This window comes from Thalassovita gelatinovora, from assembly GCF_001458355.1.
GTDB classification, from domain to species: Bacteria; Pseudomonadota; Alphaproteobacteria; order Rhodobacterales; family Rhodobacteraceae; genus Thalassobius; species Thalassobius gelatinovorus.
The window spans coordinates 158,531-184,659 of the sequence record NZ_CYSA01000019.1; the positions used below are offsets into that span (position 1 = coordinate 158,531).

A 26,129-nucleotide genomic window follows, 5' to 3' on the forward strand; every position below is an offset into this window, starting at 1 on the left:
AAACGAAAACAGCCGGGTACGAAACCCGGCTGTTGCGTTGCCAAAACGGTCCTATGGACCGGTTGCCGACTTAGTTCGACGGTTGGCCCATTTTCATTTTTCCATGCCCCATCTTGCTGTGATCCATGTTACCAGCCATCGGCTTGCGGTTCAGGTCGACCGGTACTTCGACGACGACATCGCCCGCCTTTTCAAAGCTCAGGGTCACAGTGACGATCGCGTCTTGTTCGAACGGGGCTTTCAGGCCCAGGAACATCACGTGTTTGCCACCGCGCTGCATGGCAATCATGCCGTCCTTGGGCAGATCGAAGCCTTCTTCCACATGCACCATCTTCATCACGCCATCGGCGTTTTCCATATGGGTATGCAGTTCTACCCGTTCGGCTGCGTCCGAGCTGGCCGAAACCAGATGATCGTCCTGACCGGTTTGGTTTTCGATCATCATGAAGGCCGCGCCGGAATTCGACATCATCGACGATGCGCGGGCATAAGGGTCTTTGACCATGATACCGTCTGCAAAGGCGGGGACGGCAAGAACAGTGGCCGCAACGGCGGCGAAAATGGTGGATTTGAACGACATGGATCGCTCCTTTTTTTTGACGGTTGGATAAATGTTTGGATTTCGAGTTGTCAAAAAATCGCAGGTGGCCCGCGGGCGGTTGCGGGAACGATATCGCCCATGGCCACCACCCTGCCGGTTTCGATCTGCAACGTGACCACCTGCCCCAAGGGACGCAAGAACTGGAGAGGCGGTCCCTCATGCAGCGCGAAAAGTGATAAGGCATAATCGGGACAAATATGCGGCTTGCCCACCGGCTGACCGTTTTGATCGACCAATACCGATATCGGGCCGAATCCGGTGCACAGAACAATCTCACCCGCGGCATTGGGCATACCACGCGCTACCGCCATCGACTGACCGGTCAAGGTCAGCAGCGCAGCCAGCACAAGGGCAAGATATGAGCGCAACACCGGTTTCATCAAAGCAGATATATTGTGCTGAACGAGAATGTGAAAGCGACAAAAGGAAACAGCCCCGCCGGGTATCCGGCAGGGCTGCACCAATTCGAGATGTCAAAAAGACTTAGGCTGTGGCTTGTGCCTTGGCGATGTCTTTTTTGATCTTCAGCGCGTTGGCCGACAGTTCGGTATCCTTGGCTTTGGCCAAGAACGCGTCCAGCCCACCACGGTGATCAACCGAGCGCAAAGCAGCGGCGGTGATGCGCATCTTGAAACCGCGACCCAAGGTTTCGGATTGCAGCGTAACGTCGTTCAGGTTGGGCAGGAAACGACGCTTGTTTTTGTTGTTGGCGTGGCTGACATTGTTGCCAGACATCGGGCCTTTACCGGTCAGTTCGCAGCGGCGCGACATGTGTCTATCCTCGTCTCATCAACGGAGCACTTCCGGCCCCTACAACATAAATGGACGCCGCCGCAGGCAGCGCCCTGAATTCCGTTTCGCGTCAGTAGGCGGAATCAGCGGGCGCGTCAAGGCCCAAGGCCGATGGTTTGTCCGTTTCGGCCTCTTCCCCGAGAAAACCGCCCGATTGCCGCGCCCATAGCCGGGCATAGACCCCGCCTTGCGCCAGCAATTCATCATGGCTGCCGTCTTCGATGATCCGGCCCTGATCCATCACCACGATCCGGTCCATCTGGGCAATCGTCGACAACCGATGGGCAATGGCGATCACCGTTTTACCCTGCATCAGGCCGAACAGCGTTTCTTGGATCGCGGCTTCGACTTCGCTGTCCAGCGCGCTGGTGGCTTCGTCCAGTACCAGAATCGGCGCGTCCTTCAGAATGACCCGCGCGATGGCGATCCGTTGCCGTTGCCCACCTGACAGCTTCACACCGCGTTCACCAACTTGTGCGTCATAGCCAATACGCCCCTTGGGATCGATCAGGTTTCGGATAAACTCGTCCGCCTCGGCCTGTTTCGCCGCCCCGATCATCTGGGCCTCGGGCGCAGCGGCCCGACCGTACAGGATGTTGGCCCGGATCGAACGGTGCAGCAGGGAATTATCCTGACTGACCATGCCGATGGCCTGGCGCAGTGACACCTGCGTCACGTGACGAATATCCTGATCGTCGATCAGAATTTGTCCGGCTTCGGTATCGCGGAACCGTAGCAAAAGATTGACCAGACTCGATTTCCCAGCCCCCGACCGACCAACCAGCCCGACCCTCTGACCCGGTTCGATATTCAGGTTGATATGATCCAGCCCACCTTCGCCTTTGCCGTAGTGGTGGCTGATATCGCGGAATTCGATCCGTGCGTTGGTGACTTGCAACCGCGCCGCATCGGCATCGTCGACCACATCATGTGGCACCGCTACCGATTGCAGCCCTTCGCGGATGACGCCGGCATGTTCGAACAGTCGTACCGTAACCCACATAATCCACCCCGACATCCCGTTCAGCCGCAGCGTCAGTGCCGAAGCCGCCGCGACTTCACCCACCGAAATCGTTCCGCGCATCCACAACCAGATCGCGGGCGTCATCATACCCAGGATCAGCACGCCATTGACCACGTTGAGACCAAAGCTGAGTTCCGTCATCAGCCGTAAAAATCGTTGAAACCGCAACCGCAGCCGTTTCATGGCCGATAGAACATAGCCTTCTTCGGTGCCTTCATCGGCGAACAGCTTGATTGTTTCGATATTGCTATAGGCATCCACCACCCGCGCCGTCACAGTTGAACGCGCTTCGGACCATTTTTCGGATGCCACCGCCACACGGCGCGCAACGTGGCGAACATAGGCGACATACAGAACGACCCAAAGAATCAGCGGCACCGCCAGCAACGGATCGACCTGCGACAGGATCAAGGCGGCACTGACCACATAGGTCAGCGCATACCAAATACCTTCGAATGCCATATAGGTTGCATCTTCGACCGCAGCACCCAGTTGCATCACCCGATTGGTCAACCGCCCGGCAAAATCATTTTGGAAAAACGATGACGATTGGCCCAGCAAGTGCTTGTGCGCCCGCCAACGCACCTGTTCTTGCATATTACCTGCCAACATCTGTTCCAGAAACAGATGATTCAGCATGATGAACAAAGGCCGCACCGTCACGACAAAGACCGCAGCCAACAGCAATTCGCGCCCATGCAGACTCATCAGCATGTCGGGCGTATTGGCCGACAGCAGATCAATGATCCGCCCGGAATAGAAAATCAGACCGGTTTCGATCAGCGCCACGACGATGCCGCTCAACGCCAAGGCCAGCATCCATTTGCGGAACGGCCCGAACTGGGATTTCAGATAGGCCCAAAGTGTCCCTGGTGGGGTCGCTTCGTCAAAAGACGTAAATGGATCGACAAGATTTTCAAAGAAACGAAACATGGTGGCCACCAAAAATGGAATTTGTGGGAAATGTTAGAGCACAGATGCGGGGCGGTTTTTCAGCAACCGGCCACGCGGGATCGATTACCTTGTCAAAAGGTGCTTGTGATCCCGCAATACATTCTGTGCCCTCCGTCTTTTGGCTCTGGTAGTGATAGCGGAAGGGGACGCATTTGTCACTCGGAGGATTTTTGAAGTTCCTGCAACAACTGCGCGGCGGCCTTCGATGGCGTGGTCTGACCTTTGGCCACCTGATCCCCGATCCGGTCCAACGCGGCGCGGGCCTGACCGGTGCGCAGCTGCGCCAGCAACGCTTGTTTCACTTCGTCTTCGAACCAGTAGCGTGCCTGTTCCGCCCGGCGGCCGGTAAAATGTCCGGTTTCGCGTCGCCAATTGACCAGCGTATTCATTTCGTCCCAAGCCGTGGATAGCCCATCCTGTTCCAGTGCTGAAACGGTCATCGCCTTGGGGAACCCTTCGGGGTCATAGGGGCGTTTGCGCAGCAGGCGCAGGGCACCGGCATAATCCGCACAGGTGCGCATCGCGGTCGGTTTCAGATCGCCATCGGCCTTGTTGACCAGAATGATATCGGCCATTTCCATGATGCCGCGCTTCACCCCCTGCAATTCATCGCCCCCCGCCGGGGCCAGAAGCAGGATGAACAGATCAGACATTTCCGCCACCACGGTTTCGGATTGGCCGACACCCACGGTTTCGATCAGGATCACGTCGAACCCGGCAGCTTCGCACAGGGCAACCGCTTCGCGCGATCGCCGCGCCACACCGCCCAGGTGGGTTCCGCTGGGGGACGGGCGAATGAATGCATTGGGATTGCGGCTCAGCAGTTCCATCCGCGTTTTGTCGCCCAATATCGACCCACCGGAGCGGGCTGAACTGGGATCGACGGCCAGAACCGCAACCCGCAGCCCTTGTTCGGTCAACATCATGCCGAAGCTTTCAATAAAGGTGGATTTGCCCACCCCCGGCGTCCCCGACAGACCAATGCGAACAGCCTGCGCATCGGTTTTTCGGCGCAGCGTTTCGATCAGTTCGGCCGCGTGTTCGCGGTGATCGGGGCGGCTGCTTTCCACCAAGGTGATGGCGCGGGCCAAGGCGCGACGGTCGCCGGCCACGATCTTGTCACTGAGCTTTGCGATATCCATTGCATCATCCCGTTGATCCGGGGGCTTTCTTGCCTTGACCGGGGCCCATTTGTCCAGACAGCGACAGAAAAAGAGCCTGCGAAGATGCAAAACGCATAACCAAAACGTGAAAATGGCTGGCCGCGACCGGGTTGCAGGCGACCCGAAAGGAAAAAGTCGATACAGACGGATCACTTTACCCCGCGCAGCACATCATTGATAAACAGGCCATGACGACCCTTCCCATCCACTCCGCCCTGCCCGACCTGCTTACGGCGCTGACCAACCGTTCCCGCGCGGTGCTGCAAGCGCCCCCCGGTGCGGGTAAAACCACGGTTGTGCCGTTGACGATGCTAGAAGCAGGCCTGACCACGGGGCGCATCCTGATGCTGGAACCCCGCCGTCTGGCCGCCCGCGCCGCTGCCGAACGGATGGCGCAGACGCTTGGCGAACCGGTGGGGCAGACTGTTGGCTACCGTATCCGGGGCGACGCAAAAATTTCGAAATCCACCCGGATCGAAGTCGTGACCGAAGGTATCCTGACCCGGATGATTCAGTCAGATGCCGAACTGTCCGGCATTGGTGCCGTGATCTTCGACGAATTCCACGAACGTTCGCTCAATGCCGATCTAGGGTTGGCGCTCTGTCTCGAAATTGCCGAAGCGCTGCGCGACGACCTGATCCTGCTGGCGATGTCTGCCACGCTCGACGCTGGTCCGGTGGCGGCTTTGATGGGCGATGTGCCCGTAATTACCTCGCAGGGGCGTGCCTTTCCGGTGGATATCCGTTGGCTTGATCGGCCGCTGGGGCCGAAAACCCGGCTGGAAGAAGCCACAGCAACCTTAATTCAGCAAGCCGTGTCGGAAACAGAAGGTGGCGTTCTGGTCTTCTTGCCGGGTGAAGGCGAAATTCGCCGCACCGAAGCCCTTCTGAAAGGCCGCCTGCCCACCGATTGCGATATTCGCCCCTTGTTCGGCGCGATGGAGTTCGGCAAACAACGCGCCGCGATCGAACCGGCGAAGTCCGGGCGCAAGGTGGTGCTGGCAACCTCGATCGCGGAAACGTCGCTGACGATTCAGGATGTGCGCGTGGTGGTCGATGCGGGCCGGGCCCGCCGGGCCCGTTTCGACCCCGGATCGGGCATGTCTCGGCTGGTGACCGAAAAGGTCACCAAGGCCGAAGCCACACAGCGCACAGGACGCGCCGGGCGCGTGGCCGAAGGGCAATGCTATCGGCTCTGGACCAAGGGCGAAGAAGGCGGATTGCAACCGTTTCCACCGGCGGAAATCGAAACCGCCGATCTGGCCGGGTTGGCGCTGGAACTGGCGCTTTGGGGGGCATCACCATCTGATCTGGCCCTTCTCACCGCACCCAATCCCGGTGCATTTGCCGAAGCACGGTCCCTGTTGCGGATGCTGCAGGCGCTTGATGCGCAAAATCGGATCACCGATCACGGTCGCGCCTTGGCAGCGCTGCCGCTGCATCCGCGGCTTGCTCATATGCTGACGGTTGCCGGGCCTGATGCTGCCGTGCTGGCCGCGCTACTGGCCGATCGCGATCCGTTGGCCCGATCTGCCCCGGTGGATTTGTCACTACGGCTATCGGCGTTGCGCGACCTGCGCGGTTATACTGACCGCCATCCCTTCTCAGCCAATCGCGGTGCTATTGAGCGGATCAAATCAGAAGCAAAGCGGCTGGCCAAGCGTGTGAAGCCCGACCGCAAAGGAGGGATGAGCGACGCCGAAATGGCCGCCCTCGCCTATCCCGACCGGATCGGATTGCGCCGCAAGGGCGACGCCGCGCGCTATATCCTGTCGGGCGGCAAAGGCGCGGTGATGGACGACCACGATCCGCTTGCCGGGGCCCGGCTGATCGTTGCCACCGATCTTGACGGCAATCCGCGCGAAGCCCGCATCCGTCAGGCGATCCAGATCAACGAAGCCGAACTGCGCGGTCTGTTTGCCGATCAGATCGGTTGGATCGATCACTGTGAATGGTCCCGCCGCGACCGCCGGGTGATTGCACGCACACAGGAAAAGTTGGGCGCGGTGGTTCTGGACGACCGGATTTGGAAAGACGCCCCGCCCGAAGCCATCGCCCGCGCCATGCTGGACGGGGTGCGCGATCTGGGCCTTGTCCCATCCGACGCCGCGAAACGGTTCATTGCCCGGGTGAAGCTGGTGCGTGATGCTGAAAACGCCCTGCCCGACATGTCCGACCCCGCGCTGATGGACAGTCTCGAAGACTGGTTGCTACCGCATCTTTCTGGCGTCAAAACCGCCGAAGGGTGGAAAAAATTCGACCTTCTCAATCCGCTCAGGGCGATGCTCGACTGGACCCAGATGCAGGTGCTCGACCGCGCTGCCCCAGCACATTTCACCACCCCGCTCGGGCGGCAGATCCCGATAGATTATTCCGGCGAAGTCCCCGAAATCAGCCTGCGCTTGCAGGAAATGTTTGGCCAGACCAGCCATCCCATGGTGGGACGCACGCCGCTGAAAGTCACGCTTTTGTCCCCGGCTAGACGCCCGGTGCAGACAACGATGGACATTCCCGGATTCTGGGCCAGTTCTTATGCGGATGTGCGCAAGGATATGCGCGGCAAGTACCCAAAGCACCCGTGGCCCGAAGACCCGACACAGGCCGACCCGACGCTCAGGGCAAAACCACGCGGACGCTAATTATGCGGGCATATTCCCTAAAATTTTGTGCTCCTGTTATCTTTCTGATATAAAACTCTGCCAAGACGTCCCGCAAGGCGTGCATCAATCAAGAACGAGCAGAAGTTCATGAGCAAACGCATAAAGAAAACCTGGCCCCACTTGGCCAGTCGGCTGGTTCTGCGTCCGCCTGCAATGCAGGTGGCGGCTATTTGCGTGCGCGTAAAATCCGGCGAAAAGCAGATTCTTCTGATCACGTCGCGCGGGACCGGCCGCTGGATCGTTCCCAAGGGTTGGCCGATGCGTAACAAATCAAACGCAGAAGCCGCCCTACAGGAAGCTTGGGAAGAAGCGGGTGTCAAATCCGGCAAAGTGTCTAAAAAGCCGCTGGGCCGGTTTCACTATGACAAACTGCACGATGACGGGCACATCACCCCGATCGAAGCCGAGGCGTTTCTGGTCGACGTCGAAGAGCTTAGCGCCAATTACCCCGAGGCCGATCAGCGCACCCGGCAATGGGTCGCTCCGGCAGCAGCGGCGCGGCTGGTAAGCGAAAAAGGGCTGAAGGCGCTGCTGCTGTCTTTGTAACGGTTCTGCGACAGTTTCGTGACAAAATCCTTGATTTGAGAGCGCCCTGCACCTAGGGCGCACAGAAGGATTGCTGGAGAACACGATGACTGACCCGAACACTGGCAAACAGTGGAAGACGCTCGACAAAGATCTGGGGCGAATTTCACAGGTTGAATACGCCGCAAACTATGTTTCACGGCCTCTTGTGGCACCCGGGATCGCGCTGGCATTCATCATTCTGGCCGGCCTGATCGCGGCCATGTTCTTTGGCCAAAGCTCCGGCACTTTGACCGTTGCGGCAGCAGCGGTCTTCGGCGCCTATATGGCGCTGAATATCGGGGCTAACGATGTGGCCAACAATATGGGCCCGGCAGTCGGGGCCAACGCCCTGACCATGGGCGGCGCAATCTTCATTGCGGCGCTTTGCGAAAGCGCCGGGGCGCTGTTGGCGGGTGGTGACGTGGTATCGACCATTGCCAAGGGGATCATTGATCCAGCCGGTATGTCCGATCCCACCGTTTTCATCCTTGCCATGATGGCCGCGCTGATTTCCTCGGCGCTTTGGGTCAATCTGGCAACTTGGGTCGGCGCACCGGTTTCGACCACGCATTCTGTGGTCGGTGGCGTCATGGGGGCGGGTATCGCAGCAGCGGGGCTGAGTTCCGTCAATTGGGAAACGATGGCAAAGATCGCTGCCAGTTGGGTCATTTCGCCAGTTCTGGGCGGAGTGATTGCTGCGCTGTTTCTGGCCTTCATCAAGGCCAAAATCATCTATACCGAAGACAAGATTGCCGCAGCGCGCCGCTGGGTCCCGGTTCTGATCGGTATCATGGCAGCGGCCTTTGCTGCATATTTGTCCCTGAAGGGTCTGAAACATGTCATCAAGATCGACCTGTTGACCTCGGTCGGTATCGGCGTTGTCGTCGGCGTCCTTCTCTATCTGGTTTCGGTACCATTGATCCGACGTCAGTCCCAAGGGCTGGAAAATCGCAACAAATCGCTGAAGGTGTTGTTTGGCATACCGCTGGTCCTGTCGGCGGCGCTATTGTCCTTTGCACATGGGGCCAATGATGTTGCCAACGCGGTCGGCCCTCTGGCGGCGATTGTCCATGTCACCACCATAGGCGATATCGCAGCCAAGGTAACCATTCCCAGCTGGGTCATGGTGATCGGTGCTTTCGGGATCTCGTTTGGCCTGTTCCTGTTCGGACCCAAACTGATCCGTATGGTGGGGAGTCAGATCACCAAACTGAACCCGATGCGCGCCTATTGCGTGTCGCTGGCCGCCGCGATCACGGTGATCGTGGCCAGTTGGCTGGGACTGCCGGTCAGTTCCACCCATATCGCGGTTGGCGGTGTTTTCGGCGTCGGTTTCTTCCGTGAATGGCATACCGAACGCCGGTATCGGGCGAACAGCAAAAAGAAATCTTCAGCCAAGCTTCTGGCACCGGAAGAACGTCGTCGGCGCAAATTGGTGCGGCGGTCGCATTTCATGACCATCGTCGCAGCTTGGGTCATCACGGTCCCCGCCGCTGCACTGATGTCGGCGTGTATTTACTACTTGCTGTATTCGGTCGCGGGCTGATCCGTTCACCTCACCTGCATAACGAAAAGCCCCGCAGAAACCTGCGGGGCTTTCTTTTGTAGATTTGACGAACTGTTTAACGGCGACGATCGCGGCGCGACGACATCGGTTGGAACGCCACGCCGACATGCGCTTCGCAATAAGGTTTGCCCGCTTGCACCGGAAGCCCACAAAACCAAAAATCATCGGTCGCCGGGTCGCCCACTGGCCATTTGCAGGTCCGTTCGGTCAATTCCAGCAAGGTCAGACGCTTCGCCTTCTTTTCAATCTCGCTCACCTTGGCCAAGGCTTCGGGGCTGATTTCATTGGCCGACGGCTGTGGCGGCAACGGTTGCCCAGCCGGAATAATCGCTTTGCGCGCAGGCATGGCAGCCGGACGCGCCGCCGCAGCGGGTGCCGCCGGTTCGGTGGTTGGTTTCGCCTTGGGTTTTGCCTCGGCCTTGGGCTTGGCGGGGGCCGGCTTGGCCTTGGCCTCGGATTTGGGCGCATCCGACGCGGCGGTGCCGCTGGACCGGTTCGACAGCCCCAGACGATGCACCTTGCCGATCACCGCATTGCGGGTGACCCCGCCCAGTTCTTTGGCGATCTGGCTGGCAGATTGCCCTTCGCCCCACATTTTCTTCAACAGTTCAACGCGCTCGTCGGTCCAGGACATGCCGGTTTCCTTACCTAAAAAGCGGCCCCTCTTGCGCGGGCCGCCCTCATATTTCTAGATCAGCCCCTATTTTATCCATCCATGCCTGAGTTACAAGGCATCGAATCGGGTCTGGCGACCTGCCGCTGAAGGAGCAACGAGTATGGAAATGGGCACACGGCGCTTCGGGCGCGTCAACTGGCTGGGCCTTTACACGCTGTCTGCACGCGAAGTGCAGCGCTTTTTGGCGGTCTGGACTCAAACTTTGGTGGCCCCTCTGACCACCGCCGCGCTGTTTATAATGATCTTTTCACTCGCCATCGGCAAGGCGCGCGGCGATGTGATGGGGGTGCCATTTTCGACCTTCATCGCACCGGGCATCCTGATGATGACGGTGATTCAGAACGCCTTTGCCAACACATCCTCATCGATCATGATTTCCAAGGTGCAGGGCAATATCGTTGACACGTTGATGCCACCGCTGGCGCCGCTCGAACTTGTGATCGGCTATCTGGCTGGCGGCATTGCACGAGGCGTGATGGTGGCGCTGGCGATCAGTGTCGGTTTGGTGCTGCTTCTGGGCATCGTGCCGCAACATCCGATCTGGGCGCTGGCCTTCGTGGTGCTGGGGTCGACCCTGATGGGGGCCATCGGCATGGCCGCGGGCATCTATGCCAATAAATTCGACCAGATGGCCGCGATCACCAATTTCATTGTCACACCTTTGGCCTTCCTTTCCGGTACCTTCTATTCGGTCAGCGCGCTGCCGCCAGTGATCCGCGAACTGACCCATTTCAACCCGATCTTCTACCTGATCGACGGGGTGCGTTACGGTGTACTGGGCGTGTCCGACAGCAATCCCTGGCTGGCGTTGCTGGTGGCGGCGGGATCGACCGCCGTGGTAAGTGCGCTGGCCTGGAATATGTTTCGTACCGGATTCAGACTGAAAAACTGATCCCGCGGCACCGGCCGTCTGCCCGCCCAGTGATCCATTCACCACACTCCCGCACAGGATGCGGATTTTCCCTTCCGTCAGCGGCCAGAACAGGCTATTTGCCCGGCCATGTTCAAAAGCATTCATATCGCTCCGATTCGACGCCAACGCACCCGCGCCTGACGTCCGATCCGCTTTGAACCGCCGTAAATACGGCAAACCCTTACCTAAAATGTTGACACCCGGTCCCCGCGATGCAACCTCGGGGCCTTCCATGGAACAAGGATTCAAACCATGATCCCGTCTGTCCTGCCGACTTATTCCCGTGCGCCACTTTCATTCGTGAAGGGCGAAGGCTCTTGGCTGATCGAAGCGGATGGCCGACGTTTTCTGGATCTCGGGGCCGGGATCGCGGTGAATGCGCTTGGCCATGCCCATCCCGCGCTGGTCGCCGCATTGACCGAACAGGCGGGCAAGCTGTGGCATGTGTCCAACCTCTACAACATTCCGCAGCAACAGGCGCTGGCCGACAAATTGGTTGACCAGACCTTTGCCGATACCGTCTTTTTCACCAATTCCGGCACCGAATCGTGCGAATTGGCGGTCAAGATGGCGCGCAAATACTGGTACGACAAAGGACAACCGGAAAAGACCGATATCATCACATTCGAGGGTTCGTTCCACGGTCGCTCCTCTGCCGGGATCGCTGCGGCAGGATCCGAAAAAATGACCAAGGGGTTCGGCCCGATCCTGCCGGGCTTCATTCACCTGCCCTGGGGTGACATGGCAGCGCTCGACGCCGCCATCACCGACACGGTGGGCGCGATCCTGCTCGAACCGGTACAGGGCGAAGGCGGCATCCGGCCGCTACCCGATGCCGATCTCAAAGCGCTGCGCGCGCTTTGCGACGAAAAAGGCATTCTCTTGATCCTTGACGAAGTGCAATGCGGCATGGGCCGGACCGGCAAGCTGTTCGCCCATGAATGGGCCGGGATCACTCCCGATATCATGATGGTCGCCAAGGGCATTGGCGGCGGGTTCCCGCTGGGGGCTGTTCTGGCCACCGAAGACGCCGCCAGCGGTATGACCGCAGGCACCCATGGATCGACTTATGGCGGCAACCCGCTGGCCTGCGCCGTCGGCAGCGCGGTCATGGATATCGTCTCGGATGACGCGTTCCTCGACGGTGTTCGCGCCCGTTCGGGCCTGTTCCGGCAGAAACTGGAAGGACTGGTCGCGGCACATCCTGAAATCTTCGACAGCGTGCGCGGCTCCGGCCTGATGCTAGGTCTGAAATGCAAGGTGACCAATACCGACCTGGTAAAAGCCGGATATGACAACCTGGTGATCACGGTACCTGCCGCCGACAACGTGATCCGCCTGCTGCCGCCGCTCAATCTCAGCGAAGAAGAAATCGACGAAGCGTTCAACCGGCTCGACAAAGCCGCGCAAAGCCTCAGCTGACCTTCTTCTGTTCAAAAATATCCCGGGGGTGTCGTTGAAAATCGCCCAGATTTTCAACGACGGGGGCAGCGCCTCCTCCCCGTTTCCGACGAAAGACAAAACAATGGCTCATTTTCTCGACATCAATAGAACCTCCCCTGAAGACCTGCATGCAATGATCGACAGTGCCAAGGCGATGAAAACCGCCCGCAATGGCCGCCCGAAAGGTGCGCCTGATGACGATCAGCCGCTGGACGGTCAGATGGTCGCGCTGATCTTCGAAAAACCCTCGACCCGAACCCGGGTCAGCTTCGATGTCGGTGTACGTCAGATGGGCGGCCAGACGATGGTTCTGTCGGGCGCGGACATGCAGCTGGGGCATGGTGAAACCATTGCCGATACCGCCCGTGTGCTGTCGCGCTATGTCGACCTGATCATGATCCGCACATTCGAAGAACAAACCCTGCTGGAAATGGCCGAATACGCCTCCGTTCCGGTGATCAACGGGCTGACCAACCGCACCCATCCGTGTCAGATCATGGCCGATATCCAGACCTTTGAAGAACATCGCGGATCGATCAAGGGCAAGAAGGTGGTCTGGTGCGGCGATGGCAACAACGTCTTTGCCAGTTTCGCCCATGCGGCCGGGCAGTTCGGCTTCGACCTGACCTTCACCGGGCCACCGCCGCTGGACCCTGAAATGGTGTTCGTCGAAGAAGCCCGCGCCAAGGGGTCGAATGTCGAGATCGTCCGCGATCCGGTTGCCGCGATCGAAGGTGCCGACCTTGTGGTCACCGACACCTGGGTTTCGATGCACGATCCACAATCGGCCCGCGAGAGGCGGCACAATCAGCTGCGCCCCTACCAGGTCAACGAAGACCTGATGCGTCACGCCAAACCCGATGCGCTGTTCATGCATTGCCTGCCCGCGCACCGCGACGACGAAGCGACCAGCGCGGTGATGGATGGGCCGCATTCGGTGATCTTCGACGAGGCCGAAAACCGGCTGCATGCGCAAAAGGCGGTCATGCGCTGGTGCCTCGGGGTCTAATGCTGGCCTGCCGGTCGCGGCTACGCGCCGCTTGACGGTGCAACCGATCCGCCGCGACCCACCGGCAAAAAGCCGCTGTCTTTTTGCCTGACCCTATCGTCCTGTGTCAGAGACCTGTAAAACCCGAACCAGTTCTCAGGAGTCTCGATATGACGACGTTTTCACGCCGCACCGCATTGTTTTTGTTTTCCGCCGCTGCGCTGTCTGCCTGCGGCGGGCGTCGCGGGCGCGAAACCCGGTCCACGCGATCCTCCGAACCGCAATTGTACCCGAATGAAACACGGGAATTGCGCAAACTGATCAATAAATACGCCGATCAGTACGAGGTGCCGCGCAGCTTGGTCCACAAGGTAGTTCAGCGCGAAAGCATGTATCGGCCCAAGGCGCGCAACGGCCCCTATTACGGGCTGATGCAAATCCTGCCGCAGACCGCACGCGGCATGGGGTTTCGCGGCAAACCCAAGGACCTGCTGAATGCCGAAACCAACCTGAAATACGCGGTCAAGTACCTGCGCGGGGCGTGGATGGTGTCCGATGGCAGTCAAGACAAGGCAGTGATGTGGTATGCGCGCGGCTACTACTACGAAGCCAAGCGTCGTGGGCTATTGCAGGAAACCGGGCTGCGCGGCTGATTATTTCAGCAGATTCAAAAGCCCCTTCACCGCTTCGTCCTCGATCTTCTGTCTAACCGCATCTTCGACGCTTTGGCCCTCTTCCACTTCGACGCCTAGTTCTTGGCTCAGCTTGTCCTTGACCCGGGTTTCGGCCTTTTCGCGCAAAGCGTCCTTTTCGTCCTTCAAGTTCAGATCGATCGCCTTTTCCAGATCGGGCCAGATTTTCGGCCCCGCCCATGGCCCCCTGATCCGTACCGGAATGACCACGCCTTTTTCATTCGACGCGCTGCTGGCCTTGGGACTGAACAGGTAGTCGATATCTTGCGCACCCAGCCCGACGCGGCCTTCGCCACTGGCGGAAATCACCGGCAGTTTTAACAGCAGGTCCTTGTTGAACAGATTGCCCTTTTCCATAGTGAAACTGGCCGACAAGCTGTCGAATACGGTGGTCCCACCCGTGGCCAGCCCTTTGCGCATCAAGCTGTCCAGATCGATGCCTTCGATGGTGCCGCGCCCCATGTTGACAGATCCATTGCCCGACAGAGAATTCATGATCGCATGCACCGAATTGCCCGCCCCAAGGTAGTCGAGCGATGCTTCTGCTTGACCGGTAAACCGTGTGATCCCGACCAGATCCCCCAACAGTTTCTGCACTTCTACGGCGCTGGCCCGTACCTTGCCGCCAACGCTTAGCCCGTTGCGGTTATTGGCCACCACCTGCCCCGAAAACGCGCCCGAATAGCCCGCCATCTGGTTCAATACCACCACTGCGCGGGATTGCTCGACCGTGGCGCTGAGCTGTGCCGCCCCGAAACTCAGCCCCGCGACGCGCAGGCCTTGCAGGTTCAGCGCGGCCCGCCCGTTGAAAAGTCCCAGCGCGCTGGCATCTATCGGTTCTTTCGACCACCCCGACGCGCCGGTCGATTCGCCGGACCCAGCAAGCCCGGACAGATCCACTACCCCCGCTGACAGATTCGCCGTCACCGTCGGCACGTTGGCAGCCAGATCGACATCGACGTCCCCGGAAAAACTGTTCTGATCCAGCGTGATTTGCAATGCCCGCAAGCTCAATTGCATGGCCGATGTCAACGTCAGGTCTGCCGCGACCGTCGCCTTGCGTCCCAACCCCTGAGGCAGATCGACCCCGGCAAGGCCCATTGCTGCCATGAATGTGCCCGTATCGGGCAAATCGGCCGTCACCTTGCCTTGCGCCTGGTTTGGCAAGCCTGCCCGCCCGGTAAAAACCACCCGACCGCCCCCGGCCTTGGCCGTGACCGACAGGTCGGTAATGTCGCCTTCGATCAGCGCAGCCAGATTGTCGATATCCCCCGTCACTGACAGGGTTGCCGCCCCGTCGGGCCGGGCGGACAAATCGAAATCCGCATTGCCGCGATACTCCGGCCAACGCAAATCCAGCGCGATCTCCCCAATCCGGGTTTCGCTGCCTGCCCCATGATCAACATAGCGCAGGCTGCCGCCGGAAATCAGCGCCCGGTCCAGCGACAACGCCAAAGCATTGCTGGTGCCCGAAGTCTGGCCCGACGGCGCGACCCCTTCGACCCCCAATTCCCAGTTCACCCGACCGTCCGCGCGTTTTTCCAACAGGATTGCCGGATTGACCGCTTCCAGCCCGGTGATTTTCACCTCGCCACCGATCAGCGCCATCAGGTCGACCCCGACCTTCAGGCTGTCGGCCACCATGAACGGACCCTTGTCGGACCAATCCGCATTGGCAATTTCCAACGCCCCGGTGCTGATACCCAGAACCGGATAATAGCTGACCTTGCTTTCGCCCTTCAGAACCACCGATCGCCCGGTCTGCGCCTTGATCTGATCCACTGCCACCTGCGCGATCCGGTCGCCGGGCAGAAAGATCACCCCAACCAGAGCCACGCCGATCAACACGAAAACAAATCCGATCAGACGAAATACCCAACGCATCGCGGCCCCCTTGCGCTTGTGCTTCGGGTCCAGCGTAATTCAGGGGAACCGCCACAACAACGGAATTGAACAACAAGGCGGCGATAACCCGCCTTTCGGCAAATTCCTTTGCACCGGGCGGGTCGCTCCCCTATATGCCCTTCATGTCGCAAAACCCGCCCGAACTTCGCCCCGACCTCGCCCCGCGTGCACACATCTCGGATGCGCCCCGCCATGGTCAACCCACCATCGGCATGGTGTCCTTGGGATGTCCCAAGGCATTGGTCGACAGCGAACGCATCCTGACCCGGCTCAGGGCCGAAGGATATGGCATCAGCCCCGATTACACCGGGGCCGATGCGGTGATCGTGAATACCTGTGGTTTTCTCGACAGCGCCAAGGCCGAAAGCCTGGAAGCCATCGGCGAAGCGCTGACAGAAAACGGCAAGGTGATCGTCACCGGCTGTCTGGGTGCCGACCCCGAATATATCACCGGCATACACCCGCGGGTCCTAGCCGTCACCGGACCGCATCAATACGAACAGGTGCTGGATGCGGTCCACTCTGCGGTGCCGCCCGACCCCGATCCGTTTGTCGATCTGTTGCCTGCCAGTGGCGTCAGCTTGACCCCGCGCCATTACAGCTATCTGAAGATATCCGAGGGCTGTAACCACAAATGCAAATTCTGCATCATCCCCGACATGCGCGGCAAGCTGCTCAGCCGTCCAGCCTTTGCCGTCATGCGCGAAGCCGAAAAGCTGGTGGAAAGCGGCGTCAAGGAATTGCTGGTGATCAGTCAGGACACCTCGGCCTATGGGCTGGACCGGCAGCACGGGTCGGAACGCGGCCATCGGTCCCATATCGTTGATCTGGCGCGGGATCTGGGGTCTTTGGGGGCTTGGGTGCGGCTGCACTATGTCTATCCCTACCCGTTCGTGCGCGACCTGATCCCGCTGATGGCAGACGGTTTGGTCCTGCCCTATCTCGATATCCCGTTCCAACACGCCCATCCGGCAACTTTGAAACGCATGGCGCGCCCTGCGGCGGCGGAACGGACGTTGGACCGGATCGCAGAATGGCGCAGCATTTGCCCCGAGATCACCTTGCGGTCGACTTTCATCGTCGGCTACCCGGGCGAAACCGAGGACGAATTCCAAACCCTGCTGGATTGGATGGACGAAGCGCAACTGGACCGCGTTGGATGTTTCCAATACGAAAACGTGGACGGGGCACGGTCGAACGCTTTGCCCGATCATGTGGCGGACGAGGTCAAACAGGACCGCTGGGATCGCTTCATGGCCAAAGCCCAAGCGATTTCCGAAGCCAAGCTCGACGCCAAGGTCGGTCAGCGGATGGATGTGATCGTCGATGATATCGATGCAGACGGCATTGCCACCTGCCGCACCAAAGCCGACGCACCGGAAATCGATGGCAACCTGTTCATCGATGAAGGCACCGAAAACCTGTCGGTTGGCGATATCGTACGGGTCGAGGTCGATGAAGCCGGGGAATATGATTTATGGGGCGTGTTGACGACCTGAGCAATACCCGCGCATACCTAACCGGGCGGGTCGGGTGCCGCTAAATCAGAGCCTTGGCTGGACCGAACGGCAGCCAATCACCAAACCAACACCGCCACCCACGCCACGCCCACAGCCGTTGCCGTCACGGCGACAGCCGCCGATCCGGCATCCTTGGCCTGCTTTGCCAGATCGCGTTCTTGCCTGGAAATATCGTCAACCACTCGTTCGATGGCCGAATTGAACAGCTCTGCCGCCAGCACCAGAATGCCCAGCGCCAGAATCAACGCCCGTTCGCCCCCCGTCAACGGCAGGACAAAAGCCAAACCGGCTGACGCGATATTCGCCCAGATCCAGCTGCGAAAAGAATATTCACTGCGCCAGACATCTGAAAACCCGTCCCAGCTCCAGATCACACGCAGGCGCAAGCGTTTGAAAAAATACAGCATATCCCCTCCGATCCACGATCATGGACCGGCCCGGCAATACGATCAAGACGGTTCGAAAAGCAAAAACACGCCAAAAAAGAAATTCCCAGCGACGGAATGCGCCAGAAGGCGCGTTCTAATAATAGCTCCACTCACGGAGTCAGGCGGAATTGGGCTTGTCTCCCCTACAAGTCACGCCCAATTCCGCCTCCCTAGAAGGAGCTTTCAGTGTTCGGAAAGCGCTTCCAACAGGTCTTTGTTCCGGCAATAGCGCGGGGTTTGAGACGCGCTGCTATGATGGTCCATCCAGACTGAACATTCCGCATCATGCTTGCACGAACTACAGCGCATCACAGCGCTACGGTATTGATAGGCGACGGCTGGATCAGCTTGAATTCTGCTGGCAAAATCGGCACCCATCGTTTCGGCCATCCGGTCCATAACATCGGCATGGTGACTGATTTTCTTAAAAATACCCATGGTTTTCTTGCTCCCTTTCTGTTGCCCGCTTAGGGGCGATCAAAGCATTTAGTTTATCTTCATTCACGCACATCTCGGGCACTCGGTCCGCCCCGGCTCCGGTCACGGCCAGCCATTGTTCGCATTGCGATACAAAACGGCATTGGCGGCAGCGCGTCACCATTTCGACATACCCTTGCGGATCGAGTTGCCCTGCATTCATTGCATCGCTCAGGTTCACCCCCACGCTGCGGGCCACCGACCGCGTCAGCCAGAAGTGAAAAACCGGATCGCCAAGCGGCGTTACGATACCCATTGTTATTGCTCCTCCAAGGCGGCTTTTTTAAGCTGCATATACGCCCCGAAATTCGGGCATTCTCTGGGAATTTCGCTGTTGCCGTCCTGCTTGGACAACCAATGTTCGCAGCCATCGACCCAACTGCATCCACGGCATGTCTGAACGATGTCGGCCCATTTTTCCTGACTCAAAACACCAGCGCCCTGAGCCCCGAACAGATCGGTTTGCGTGGCCTTGGCCATCCGTTGCGCCATCCAGTAATGACGGGTCGTTTCGCCCAGAGGTTTCATCAGCTAAATCCTGTCGTCATGCTGAATAGGCTAACCGCAAGTGATCGGCCTGACATTGACGAGGATCAAAAAGGCCGATTTTCGCCTTTCGGGCGCTGAAACCCTAAAAAATGTATGGTTTCGGCAAAAATCCGGGCTGCGCCGCCCGCCCCGGTTCGGCGCATTTCCCTAGCTGCCACCCCAGCCTATGGGGGCAAAACCTCTGGCCCGACTCAGCCAAGCGCGTCGAGATAAGCCTTCACACAGGTCTGTACATGGCGGAAGCGATCACCGCCCAGATGCTTGCCACCATACCAGCGTGTCACCACGATGATCTGATCGGTAAGCCCTTCACGTTCCAGCATGCGCAGGATCACGTTGCCTGCGCCGCTTTCCCCGTCATCATTCTTGCGCTGGGTACCATCCGACTGAAACACCGCCCAACTGTTATGGGTGGCCTTGGCATATTTCTTTTGCCGTTTAAGCGTTTTCAGGAAGGCATCGATGTCCTCGACATTCGCAACAAGCCCTCCGGACACGGCATATCGTGATCCGCGATCACTGACGACGTTTTCAAGTTGAAGCATTTCAATTCAGCAAAGCGTCAGGGGCCAGAAGATAATCGCTGGCCGTTTTCCGGACGATGGCAATCCGTTTCTCATTCGGCGGATGCGTGCCCAGCATTTCGTCGCCGGGACTGGGCAAGCGACTAAAGAACCGCGCCCCGATCACCGGATTATATCCCGCCTTGATCGCAATGATCGTGCCGATCCGGTCCGCCTCCAGTTCGAAGTCCTTGGAATATTGCAACATGCCCAGCACCGCGCCCAGTTTGCGTGCATTCTTGATTTCCGTCGTGGTCGCACCGTTCACCGAGGCCAATTCTGCCATCACAATAGCCCCTTGCCGGGCGCTGTCTTCCTGCCGGGCCAGATGCCCAGCGATATGATGGCCCGCTTCGTGGCCGAGGACAAAGGCCATTTCTTCGGAATTACGCACGGTATTGATCATCGCAAAGTTGACCGACAGGATCGGTTGACCGCGGCGCGACAGAAACTGGTGGGCATTGGCGGCTTCGGGATCCTGCACATCCACCACGATCCTGAAATCGCAATTCAAATTCGCCGCTTGTTCTTTGCACATCGTTTCGGCCACCGGTTCGACCGCCGTCACGACATCAACGAACATCTTAGCCGCCTTGCGCGATGGTTTTTGAGGTACCTTTACAACCCCTTGTTCTGCAGTTTCCGTAGGTGCCGGTTTTCCCGCCGGACCGGGAGCTGCCATACACCCCGAAAGCCCCAGAACGACAAAAAGGATCAAGAACCTGTGCATCCAACTTCCTCAACTAATCCAAGACATTTTACCATGTCGCGACGCAAGCACCAGCCTGCGAAAAGAGTTCTTCACGCGAACGGGAGATGATCGCGCTTGTCTTGGGGCCGACATCGCGTATCTTGATCCCATGTTTACCATCGAACACGATTTCGACGCGACGGTCGTCACCCTGATCGACGAAGGCACCGCGCCTTTGCAGGAAGATATCACCATAAACGCCTTCGAAGATTGCATCACGGTCGAACAATACGTTGCACGGCTGGACAAGGTGCAGAAAATCACCTTTTCGCTGTCTCAGATGCAGGAATTGGCGGCTGCGCTGGATCTTCCCGAAGGGGTGTACAAACTGCGCCCGGCGGATCAGGACTGATCGATCCGAAACACTTTGTCGCGGGCGGTCTGCCCGCGCACAAGCGTCAAACGGGTTTTGGCCAGACCCAGCGCCTTGGCCAGCAGTTTTTGCACCGCCGCGTTCGCCTTACCCGCTTCGGGCACGGTGGTGACATAGACGCGGATCACATCGTCTTGCACAACGATCTTGTTGCGAGATGCCTTCGGTGTGACACGCACAGTGATTTCGGCCCCTGCCACGGCCAGATGACTCAGATCGTCCTTTGCCATGCCATCCCCTTGTTTGATCCGGCCAGAACCATACCGGATTTTAACGGCATGGACATCCCCGTTTCCGCCACGAATATTGGGCGAGCACAATAAAGGAGACATCGATGAGCACGGGTTTTTACTGGGACGAACGCTGTTTCTGGCATGGCGGTGGGGACTATGCGGTCACTTTCCCGCTGGGCGGGCATGTCCAACCGCTGGCTGCGGGGGGATTGGCGGAAAACCCAGAAACCAAGCGGCGCCTGAAGAACCTAATGGATGTTACCGGATTGTCCGGTGAATTGGCGATGCAGCAGGCCCCGGCGGCCGAATGGCAGGACCTCGCCCGTGTGCACCCCGACGAATTCCTGCGCAAGTTCAAGGATCTGTCGGATCAGGGCGGCGGCGAATTGGGCCTGCGCACCCCGTTCTTGAAAGGCGGCTTCGAAATCGCGGCCCTGTCTGCCGGGTTGGCCAAGACCGCACTGTTCGATGTGCTGCGCGGCAATGTGAACAATGCCTACGCGCTGTCGCGCCCGCCGGGGCATCACTGCCTGCCGGATTGGCCGAACGGGTTTTGCCTGTTGAACAACATCGCCGTCGCAATCGAAGCCGCCAAAGCCGCCGGATTGGCACAGCGCATCGCGGTGGTGGATTGGGATGTTCATCATGGCAACGGCACCGAAGCGATTTTTCTCGACCGTAACGATGTCTTGACGATTTCGCTGCATCAGGAATGGAATTACCCGCTGGACACTGGCGAACTGTCGCAGCGCGGCAGCGGTCGGGGGGAAGGCTTCAACATGAATATCCCACTGCCGCCCGGGGTCGGACATACCGGTTACATCGAAGCGATGGACCGGATCGTTCTGCCCGCGCTCACCCGGTTCAAACCCGATGTGATCATCGTCGCCTGCGGTTTCGATGCCAGCATCTATGACATGCTGTCCCGAATGATGTGCACGCCGGAAACCTATCGCATGATGACCCGTCAGGTCATGCAGGCAGCGGATGACCTGTGCGATGGCCGGGTGGCCATGGTCCATGAAGGCGGCTATTCCGAAGTTTATGTCCCGTTCTGCGGGCATGCCGTGCTGGAAGAACTGTCCGGCAGCGCCCTGCGCGCCAATGACCCGATGGCCGAAACCGTCAAGGCGCGACAACCCAATGCCCGGTTCGATAGCTTTATCAGCGGCTTGATCGGTGAAATGGCGGCCGAACTGTTACAGTAACGCGCCTCAGACCCGAAACGCGGTGGCCAGAGCGTCGGGCATGTCGAAATCGGCTAAGGCCCGCGCCCGGCCCTCTGGAGACATTTTGCGGGCGGTCTTGGTGACGATATCGACCAATTGTTCTTGGCTGCGATCATCTGCAAACGGTTTCAGATACCACCGGATGAAGGTGAAACAGATCACGTCTTCCAGCGCCTGAACTTCGGGGTCCGTCTTGATCCCCTCCTTGCGCAGCAACACCCGGACACGGTCCTGATCGATCCCAAGGTATCCCGCTTCGGCCATGATCCCGGCAACCCGTTCGCCGTGCCGGCGGCCCTGTTCCTTGCGCCAAGCGTAATACCCGGCCTTGCCTTCGGGATAGTCCTTGCGCGGCAACAACCAGCGTTCGACATGCTGACCACGTGCCGCAATCTGCAAAACCTCGGACGCATCCGGAAATAGTTTCGCAACCTCTTCGCTCATCCTTTCGCCATAAAGCAGCGCCGCAGGGCGGCCTCCTTCCAGTGTCGGATCGGCGGAATTGGCGCTGTCTATGGCAGCAAGCGCATCTGTCAGGCGGGTCATGGGATTTCCCTTTTGGTTCAGGTGGGGGCCAATACGTCGCAATCCGCATTGGAAGGCAAGCGTTTCAGCGAGCTAATAAGTCCCCCCATGACAAATACTCCATTGCAGCCGATCTTGATTTATCAGGACCGGCGTCTCCGGCAGGGTGTTTTACCCTAAAGATCAACTATCCTAAGCATTGTCATTTTTTTGGCGATAAACAACCGACTGGACATTTGGCCTAGCGCGACTAGACGATTGGACGCCCTGACCGACCGGATCGTCGTGACACCAAACCCTTTGGATTCACGGGCTTCCAAACGCTCTCATCGAAAAAACATCTCTGCCGTTTGCATCTTTTTAACCATGTCAGGAATCCCGATCTTATTCGTCAAAACTATCCCTTGGGTTGTTTTTTTGCCTCTTGTGCAAGTCTACGGGGATTTTTCGGGTAAACCCAACGGCGGGCGTGACGTTATTTAGATTAGTAAGTGAAGACCAATGCTGCTGTTTCGCGTACATGAAAAAGAGAGTGTTATGATTGCGGCCATTTGCGGAAAATCAAGTTTTCCGAATATTAACAGAAAGTTAATATTGCGGGCAGCGGCCGACCCAAGAGCATTCTATGCGCATGGCATCTGCAGTTGCCCACCCCGTTCGGGCGCGTCTTTCAACAGAAAGGAAACGGGATGATGTGGAAGCCAATAGCCGTATTGGCCGCCGTAGGGTCCGTTTCCGCCCATTTGATGGTCTTGGCTAATTATTCTGGCCCGGAAGGAGCGACATCCTCCTCGGCATCTGCTGCGCCGCAACCCAAGGCTCAGGCGTCGCGAAACGTTGCCCAGACGATCAGGATCGGTCCTGACAGCGGCGCCGAGCAAGGGCCTGCGGTCAAGATCGCGCATGAAACTTTTTTCCGGTTTCCCGAAGGCACCCGTATCGTGTCGAAAACATCTACGGATAGCCTGATGATCATCGACTTGGCGATTCCGATGGACCGTGAGGCCTTGCTTGCGGAAATTGAGGCTGCCGTGAACCAGACACCTTACGGAAAGAAAATGCAGCAACAAGAGCAGCACAACTCGATCAAGCTCGAATTCTGGTCAAACGACGGCTCCGGTCAAATCGTGTTGGATGAGATTTCCGATAAAAAAACCTCGGCTTCGATCCGTATTTATGGACAAGACCTGTTTTCAAGAACCTGATTTGAATAAACCCTCCGACGCCCTCATCGAGGGAAGATCATGTAGGGCGAATGTTTGGAGACCCGTAATGAGTATCTTTCAGAAAGTTTCGGGCATCAAGAAACTCCCGATACTTCTGGTTTTGATTTATCTGGCAGCGCTTCCGTTCATGTTTGCGGTCAAACGGGAACGCCCCAATCTGACTTTCAACCATCTTGAAATGTATGATGACATCAATGCGTTGATGCAGGTCGAATTCCGGTTCCGCAAATTGCTGGATTCGGTGAACGAATATCGGCTTCACGGCTCGGACAGCGCCCGTGAAGAAATTTTGTTCCATCAAGAAATCCTTCAAATCCGCACCCAGGACGGCCCGACGCAGAATTGGGATACATCCGATTTGCCACAGGGTGGGTCGATGACCGTGGTGGCAACATTGCCGCGAATGGTCGATCTGATCGGGACCGAGGTGACGCAGTATCTGGCCTCGAACGATCCGGATCAGGGGCGGCGGCTTGCGGACAAGCTTCAGGCCTACATGTTCGAATTCAATTCCGAACTGATTTTCCTGTCTGATTTTTCCAATCAGACAGCCCGGCGACAGGAAATCAATCTGGTCGGAAATGTGCAGCGCGATTTCAATTTCCTGTTCGCTATAAACGTGATCATGATCGCCGCGCTGTCGATTTTCGCCTATGTGCTGACCAACAAGGAACGCAAGCTAACCGAGCGCAGCAAAGAAGTGATCGCGTCAGAGGAAAAAAGCGCGGCCAAGACCAAATACCTCGCTTCGATGAGCCATGAAATCCGCACCCCGATGCAGGGCATCATCGGAGTGACACAGATCCTGTCTTCGTCCGATATGAAGCCCGACCAGAAAAAGAATGTCGGGCTGATCGCGACTTCGGCTTCGACCCTTCTGGCGATCATCAACGATATTCTGGACATCGCCAAGATCGAAGCCGGGCGGATGGAACTGGCCCCGTCACCGATCGATTTCCGCCAAACGATCGAAGAAACGGTTCAATTGTGTTCGTCGATCGCCCGGGAAAAGGATGTCGACCTGACCTTTTCCTTCTCGCCCAATCTGCCCGAAAGCATCCATGCCGATGGCACTCGGTTGAAACAGGTTCTGCTGAATCTGTGCAGCAACGCGATCAAGTTTTCGGCCGGGCAGGTCAGCGGCAGGAAAGGCGCGGTCGACGTCACGTTTTCGGCGCATGAAGCAGGGCGGGCCTATTTCGAGGTTTCGGATAACGGCATCGGTATGAGCGCCGAGGTGGTCGAACGGCTGTTTTCCCCCTATACTCAGGCCTCCGCCGACACATCGAACCGGTTCGGCGGCACTGGCTTGGGGCTGACCATTTCCAAACAGATTGTCGAATTGATGTCAGGCCGAATCCATGTCCGCAGCGAACCGGGCGTTGGATCAACCTTCAGTGTCGATTTCCCGGTCAAGAAAATCGTCAGTCACGAACATAAGATCGACCTGAAGCATCAAGCGGTAATCGGCTATTTTGCCGACCCGAAAGAAGCCAGCAATCTTAGCGGTCATATCCGCACCGCCAACGGCGTGTATCATGATGCGCAAAGCTATCAGCAAGTCGTAGATCTACTGCACACATTCGATGCCCCGCCGGTCGTATTGCTGCAACATGCGATTTCGCAGGACCTGCTGGATAACATGATCCGCATCACCGATAGTCACCCGCGAGTGCATTTCATCGTGCTGGCCAGCGACGCAGTGCCCGCTCTGACACTGCCTGCCAATTGTACGGTTATGGACACCAAACCGCTTCTGCCGTCCAGCCTGCTTGACGCGCTGCAAAACAGCGATCGCACCGAAGCCCGTGGCGTTCCCGGCGATATACCTGAAATCATTGCACCAACCGCAACGCAGAACCGTAAACGAATTCTGCTCGCCGAAGACAACCAGATCAATCAGATGGTGCTACGCACCCAGCTAAGCCGCATGGGATATGATGTGGACATTGTCGGGGATGGTGCGCAGGGGCTTCAGCAGTGGTCCAGCGCGGCTTATGACCTGATTCTGAGCGACTGTAACATGCCGGTGATGAACGGGATCGAATTTGCCCGCAAAGTCCGGGAAACCGAAACCGAGCAAGGCCGCAATAAGACCCCGATCATCGCATTGACCGCCGATGCCTTCGAAGAGCAGAAGATCGAATGCCTTGAGGCGGGGATGAACGATTTCCTGATCAAGCCGACCTCGATCGAAGAACTAGGCGACAAGCTGGAATTTTGGTTACGCAACGTGACACCACCACATCAGAAGGTGCAGATGGTGAGTTAAACCGGCGCTTGCAGCCGCCCCCCCCCCCGGAAACAGCA

Annotated in this window: 27 protein-coding genes; 12 read left to right on the top strand and 15 right to left on the bottom strand. The window is 58.2% G+C overall.

The genetic code is table 11. The annotated features are described in order from the left end of the window. Positions 1 to 70: 70 nt before the first annotated feature. The 5 genes from TG4357_RS10980 to meaB form a co-directional block, all read right to left on the bottom strand. Entirely contained in the window at positions 71 to 580 is a 510-nt protein-coding gene (locus TG4357_RS10980; protein WP_058262939.1) for a copper chaperone PCu(A)C, read from the bottom strand. A gap of 50 nt (positions 581 to 630) precedes the next feature. After that, a complete protein-coding gene (locus TG4357_RS10985; protein ID WP_139193650.1) occupies positions 631 to 969 on the bottom strand; it encodes a hypothetical protein in 339 nt (112 codons plus the stop codon). Positions 970 to 1,084: 115 nt separating this feature from the next. Beyond that, on the bottom strand, positions 1,085 to 1,372 hold the full coding sequence (rpmB, locus tag TG4357_RS10990) for a 50S ribosomal protein L28 (protein WP_058262941.1): 288 nt from the start codon (positions 1,370 to 1,372) through the stop codon (positions 1,085 to 1,087). Between the two features lie 91 nt (positions 1,373 to 1,463). Beyond that, positions 1,464 to 3,350 carry an ABC transporter ATP-binding protein gene (locus TG4357_RS10995; protein ID WP_058262942.1) on the bottom strand — a complete coding sequence of 629 codons (1,887 nt, stop codon included), beginning with the start codon at positions 3,348 to 3,350 and terminating at the stop codon, positions 1,464 to 1,466. A 176-nt stretch (positions 3,351 to 3,526) separates the two neighbouring features. Continuing rightward, a complete protein-coding gene (meaB, locus tag TG4357_RS11000; RefSeq protein WP_058262943.1) occupies positions 3,527 to 4,513 on the bottom strand; it encodes a methylmalonyl Co-A mutase-associated GTPase MeaB in 987 nt (328 codons plus the stop codon). Between the two features lie 209 nt (positions 4,514 to 4,722). On the opposite strand from meaB, the gene hrpB reads away from it, so the two are divergent. From hrpB to TG4357_RS11015, 3 genes are all read left to right on the top strand, one after another. Continuing rightward, positions 4,723 to 7,173 carry an ATP-dependent helicase HrpB gene (hrpB, locus tag TG4357_RS11005; protein ID WP_058263003.1) on the top strand — a complete coding sequence of 817 codons (2,451 nt, stop codon included), beginning with the start codon at positions 4,723 to 4,725 and terminating at the stop codon, positions 7,171 to 7,173. A gap of 108 nt (positions 7,174 to 7,281) precedes the next feature. Continuing rightward, positions 7,282 to 7,740 carry an NUDIX hydrolase gene (locus TG4357_RS11010; protein ID WP_058262944.1) on the top strand — a complete coding sequence of 153 codons (459 nt, stop codon included), beginning with the start codon at positions 7,282 to 7,284 and terminating at the stop codon, positions 7,738 to 7,740. Between the two features lie 85 nt (positions 7,741 to 7,825). After that, complete coding sequence (locus TG4357_RS11015) at positions 7,826 to 9,307, top strand: inorganic phosphate transporter (protein ID WP_058262945.1); 1,482 nt, start codon at positions 7,826 to 7,828, stop codon at positions 9,305 to 9,307. Between the two features lie 76 nt (positions 9,308 to 9,383). On the opposite strand, the gene TG4357_RS11020 is transcribed toward TG4357_RS11015, so the two are convergent. After that, a complete protein-coding gene (locus TG4357_RS11020) occupies positions 9,384 to 9,962 on the bottom strand; it encodes a GcrA family cell cycle regulator (protein WP_058262946.1) in 579 nt (192 codons plus the stop codon). A gap of 142 nt (positions 9,963 to 10,104) precedes the next feature. On the opposite strand from TG4357_RS11020, the gene TG4357_RS11025 reads away from it, so the two are divergent. From TG4357_RS11025 to TG4357_RS11040, 4 genes are all read left to right on the top strand, one after another. Continuing rightward, positions 10,105 to 10,896 carry an ABC transporter permease gene (locus tag TG4357_RS11025; RefSeq protein ID WP_058262947.1) on the top strand — a complete coding sequence of 264 codons (792 nt, stop codon included), beginning with the start codon at positions 10,105 to 10,107 and terminating at the stop codon, positions 10,894 to 10,896. 273 nt (positions 10,897 to 11,169) lie between these two features. Continuing rightward, entirely contained in the window at positions 11,170 to 12,339 is a 1,170-nt protein-coding gene (locus tag TG4357_RS11030; RefSeq protein ID WP_058262948.1) for an aspartate aminotransferase family protein, read from the top strand. Positions 12,340 to 12,442: 103 nt separating this feature from the next. Beyond that, on the top strand, positions 12,443 to 13,369 hold the full coding sequence (gene argF / locus TG4357_RS11035) for an ornithine carbamoyltransferase (RefSeq protein ID WP_058263004.1): 927 nt from the start codon (positions 12,443 to 12,445) through the stop codon (positions 13,367 to 13,369). Between the two features lie 149 nt (positions 13,370 to 13,518). Next, a complete protein-coding gene (locus TG4357_RS11040) occupies positions 13,519 to 14,001 on the top strand; it encodes a transglycosylase SLT domain-containing protein (RefSeq protein ID WP_058262949.1) in 483 nt (160 codons plus the stop codon). Here the strand turns inward: TG4357_RS11040 and TG4357_RS11045 are convergent, their stop codons facing one another. Next, a complete protein-coding gene (locus TG4357_RS11045) occupies positions 14,002 to 15,924 on the bottom strand; it encodes an AsmA family protein (RefSeq protein ID WP_058262950.1) in 1,923 nt (640 codons plus the stop codon). It lies immediately after the preceding gene. A gap of 143 nt (positions 15,925 to 16,067) precedes the next feature. Between TG4357_RS11045 and rimO the strand changes: the two genes are divergently transcribed. After that, positions 16,068 to 17,444: a 30S ribosomal protein S12 methylthiotransferase RimO gene (gene rimO / locus TG4357_RS11050; protein ID WP_058263005.1), complete on the top strand. Its 1,377-nt coding sequence runs from the start codon at positions 16,068 to 16,070 to the stop codon at positions 17,442 to 17,444. Positions 17,445 to 17,521: 77 nt separating this feature from the next. Here rimO and TG4357_RS11055 read toward each other — a convergent pair whose 3' ends face one another. From TG4357_RS11055 to TG4357_RS11080, 6 genes are all read right to left on the bottom strand, one after another. After that, positions 17,522 to 17,872, bottom strand: a complete 351-nt coding sequence (locus TG4357_RS11055; protein ID WP_058262951.1) for a diacylglycerol kinase — start codon at positions 17,870 to 17,872, stop codon at positions 17,522 to 17,524. A 204-nt stretch (positions 17,873 to 18,076) separates the two neighbouring features. Continuing rightward, positions 18,077 to 18,331, bottom strand: coding sequence for a DUF6455 family protein (locus TG4357_RS11060; RefSeq protein ID WP_058262952.1), 255 nt, complete (start codon positions 18,329 to 18,331; stop codon positions 18,077 to 18,079). Next, positions 18,318 to 18,626 carry a DUF6455 family protein gene (locus TG4357_RS11065; RefSeq protein WP_058262953.1) on the bottom strand — a complete coding sequence of 103 codons (309 nt, stop codon included), beginning with the start codon at positions 18,624 to 18,626 and terminating at the stop codon, positions 18,318 to 18,320. Before TG4357_RS11065 ends, TG4357_RS11060 begins: the two co-directional genes overlap by 14 nt. A 2-nt stretch (positions 18,627 to 18,628) precedes the next feature. Continuing rightward, positions 18,629 to 18,898, bottom strand: a complete 270-nt coding sequence (locus tag TG4357_RS11070) for a DUF6455 family protein (RefSeq protein WP_058262954.1) — start codon at positions 18,896 to 18,898, stop codon at positions 18,629 to 18,631. A gap of 212 nt (positions 18,899 to 19,110) precedes the next feature. Beyond that, a complete protein-coding gene (locus TG4357_RS11075; protein WP_058262955.1) occupies positions 19,111 to 19,464 on the bottom strand; it encodes a YigZ family protein in 354 nt (117 codons plus the stop codon). Between the two features lies 1 nt (position 19,465). Further along, a complete protein-coding gene (locus tag TG4357_RS11080; protein WP_058262956.1) occupies positions 19,466 to 20,065 on the bottom strand; it encodes a M48 family metallopeptidase in 600 nt (199 codons plus the stop codon). A 277-nt stretch (positions 20,066 to 20,342) separates the two neighbouring features. On the opposite strand from TG4357_RS11080, the gene TG4357_RS11085 reads away from it, so the two are divergent. After that, complete coding sequence (locus TG4357_RS11085) at positions 20,343 to 20,585, top strand: DUF8831 family protein (RefSeq protein WP_058262957.1); 243 nt, start codon at positions 20,343 to 20,345, stop codon at positions 20,583 to 20,585. On the opposite strand, the gene TG4357_RS11090 is transcribed toward TG4357_RS11085, so the two are convergent. Then, a complete protein-coding gene (locus TG4357_RS11090; protein WP_058262958.1) occupies positions 20,576 to 20,836 on the bottom strand; it encodes a DUF167 domain-containing protein in 261 nt (86 codons plus the stop codon). The two genes, TG4357_RS11085 and TG4357_RS11090, sit on opposite strands and share 10 nt — an antisense overlap. Before the next feature lie 104 nt (positions 20,837 to 20,940). Here TG4357_RS11090 and TG4357_RS11095 point away from each other — a divergent pair, with 104 nt between their 5' ends. After that, complete coding sequence (locus TG4357_RS11095; RefSeq protein WP_058262959.1) at positions 20,941 to 22,047, top strand: class II histone deacetylase; 1,107 nt, start codon at positions 20,941 to 20,943, stop codon at positions 22,045 to 22,047. A 6-nt stretch (positions 22,048 to 22,053) separates the two neighbouring features. Here the strand turns inward: TG4357_RS11095 and TG4357_RS11100 are convergent, their stop codons facing one another. Continuing rightward, positions 22,054 to 22,614, bottom strand: a complete 561-nt coding sequence (locus TG4357_RS11100) for a DUF4202 domain-containing protein (RefSeq protein WP_058262960.1) — start codon at positions 22,612 to 22,614, stop codon at positions 22,054 to 22,056. Between the two features lie 668 nt (positions 22,615 to 23,282). Between TG4357_RS11100 and TG4357_RS11105 the strand changes: the two genes are divergently transcribed. Further along, positions 23,283 to 23,798 carry an aldo-keto reductase family protein gene (locus tag TG4357_RS11105; RefSeq protein ID WP_058262961.1) on the top strand — a complete coding sequence of 172 codons (516 nt, stop codon included), beginning with the start codon at positions 23,283 to 23,285 and terminating at the stop codon, positions 23,796 to 23,798. 67 nt (positions 23,799 to 23,865) lie between these two features. Further along, a complete protein-coding gene (locus tag TG4357_RS11110; protein ID WP_058262962.1) occupies positions 23,866 to 26,091 on the top strand; it encodes an ATP-binding protein in 2,226 nt (741 codons plus the stop codon). The last annotated feature ends 38 nt before the right edge of the window (positions 26,092 to 26,129 follow it).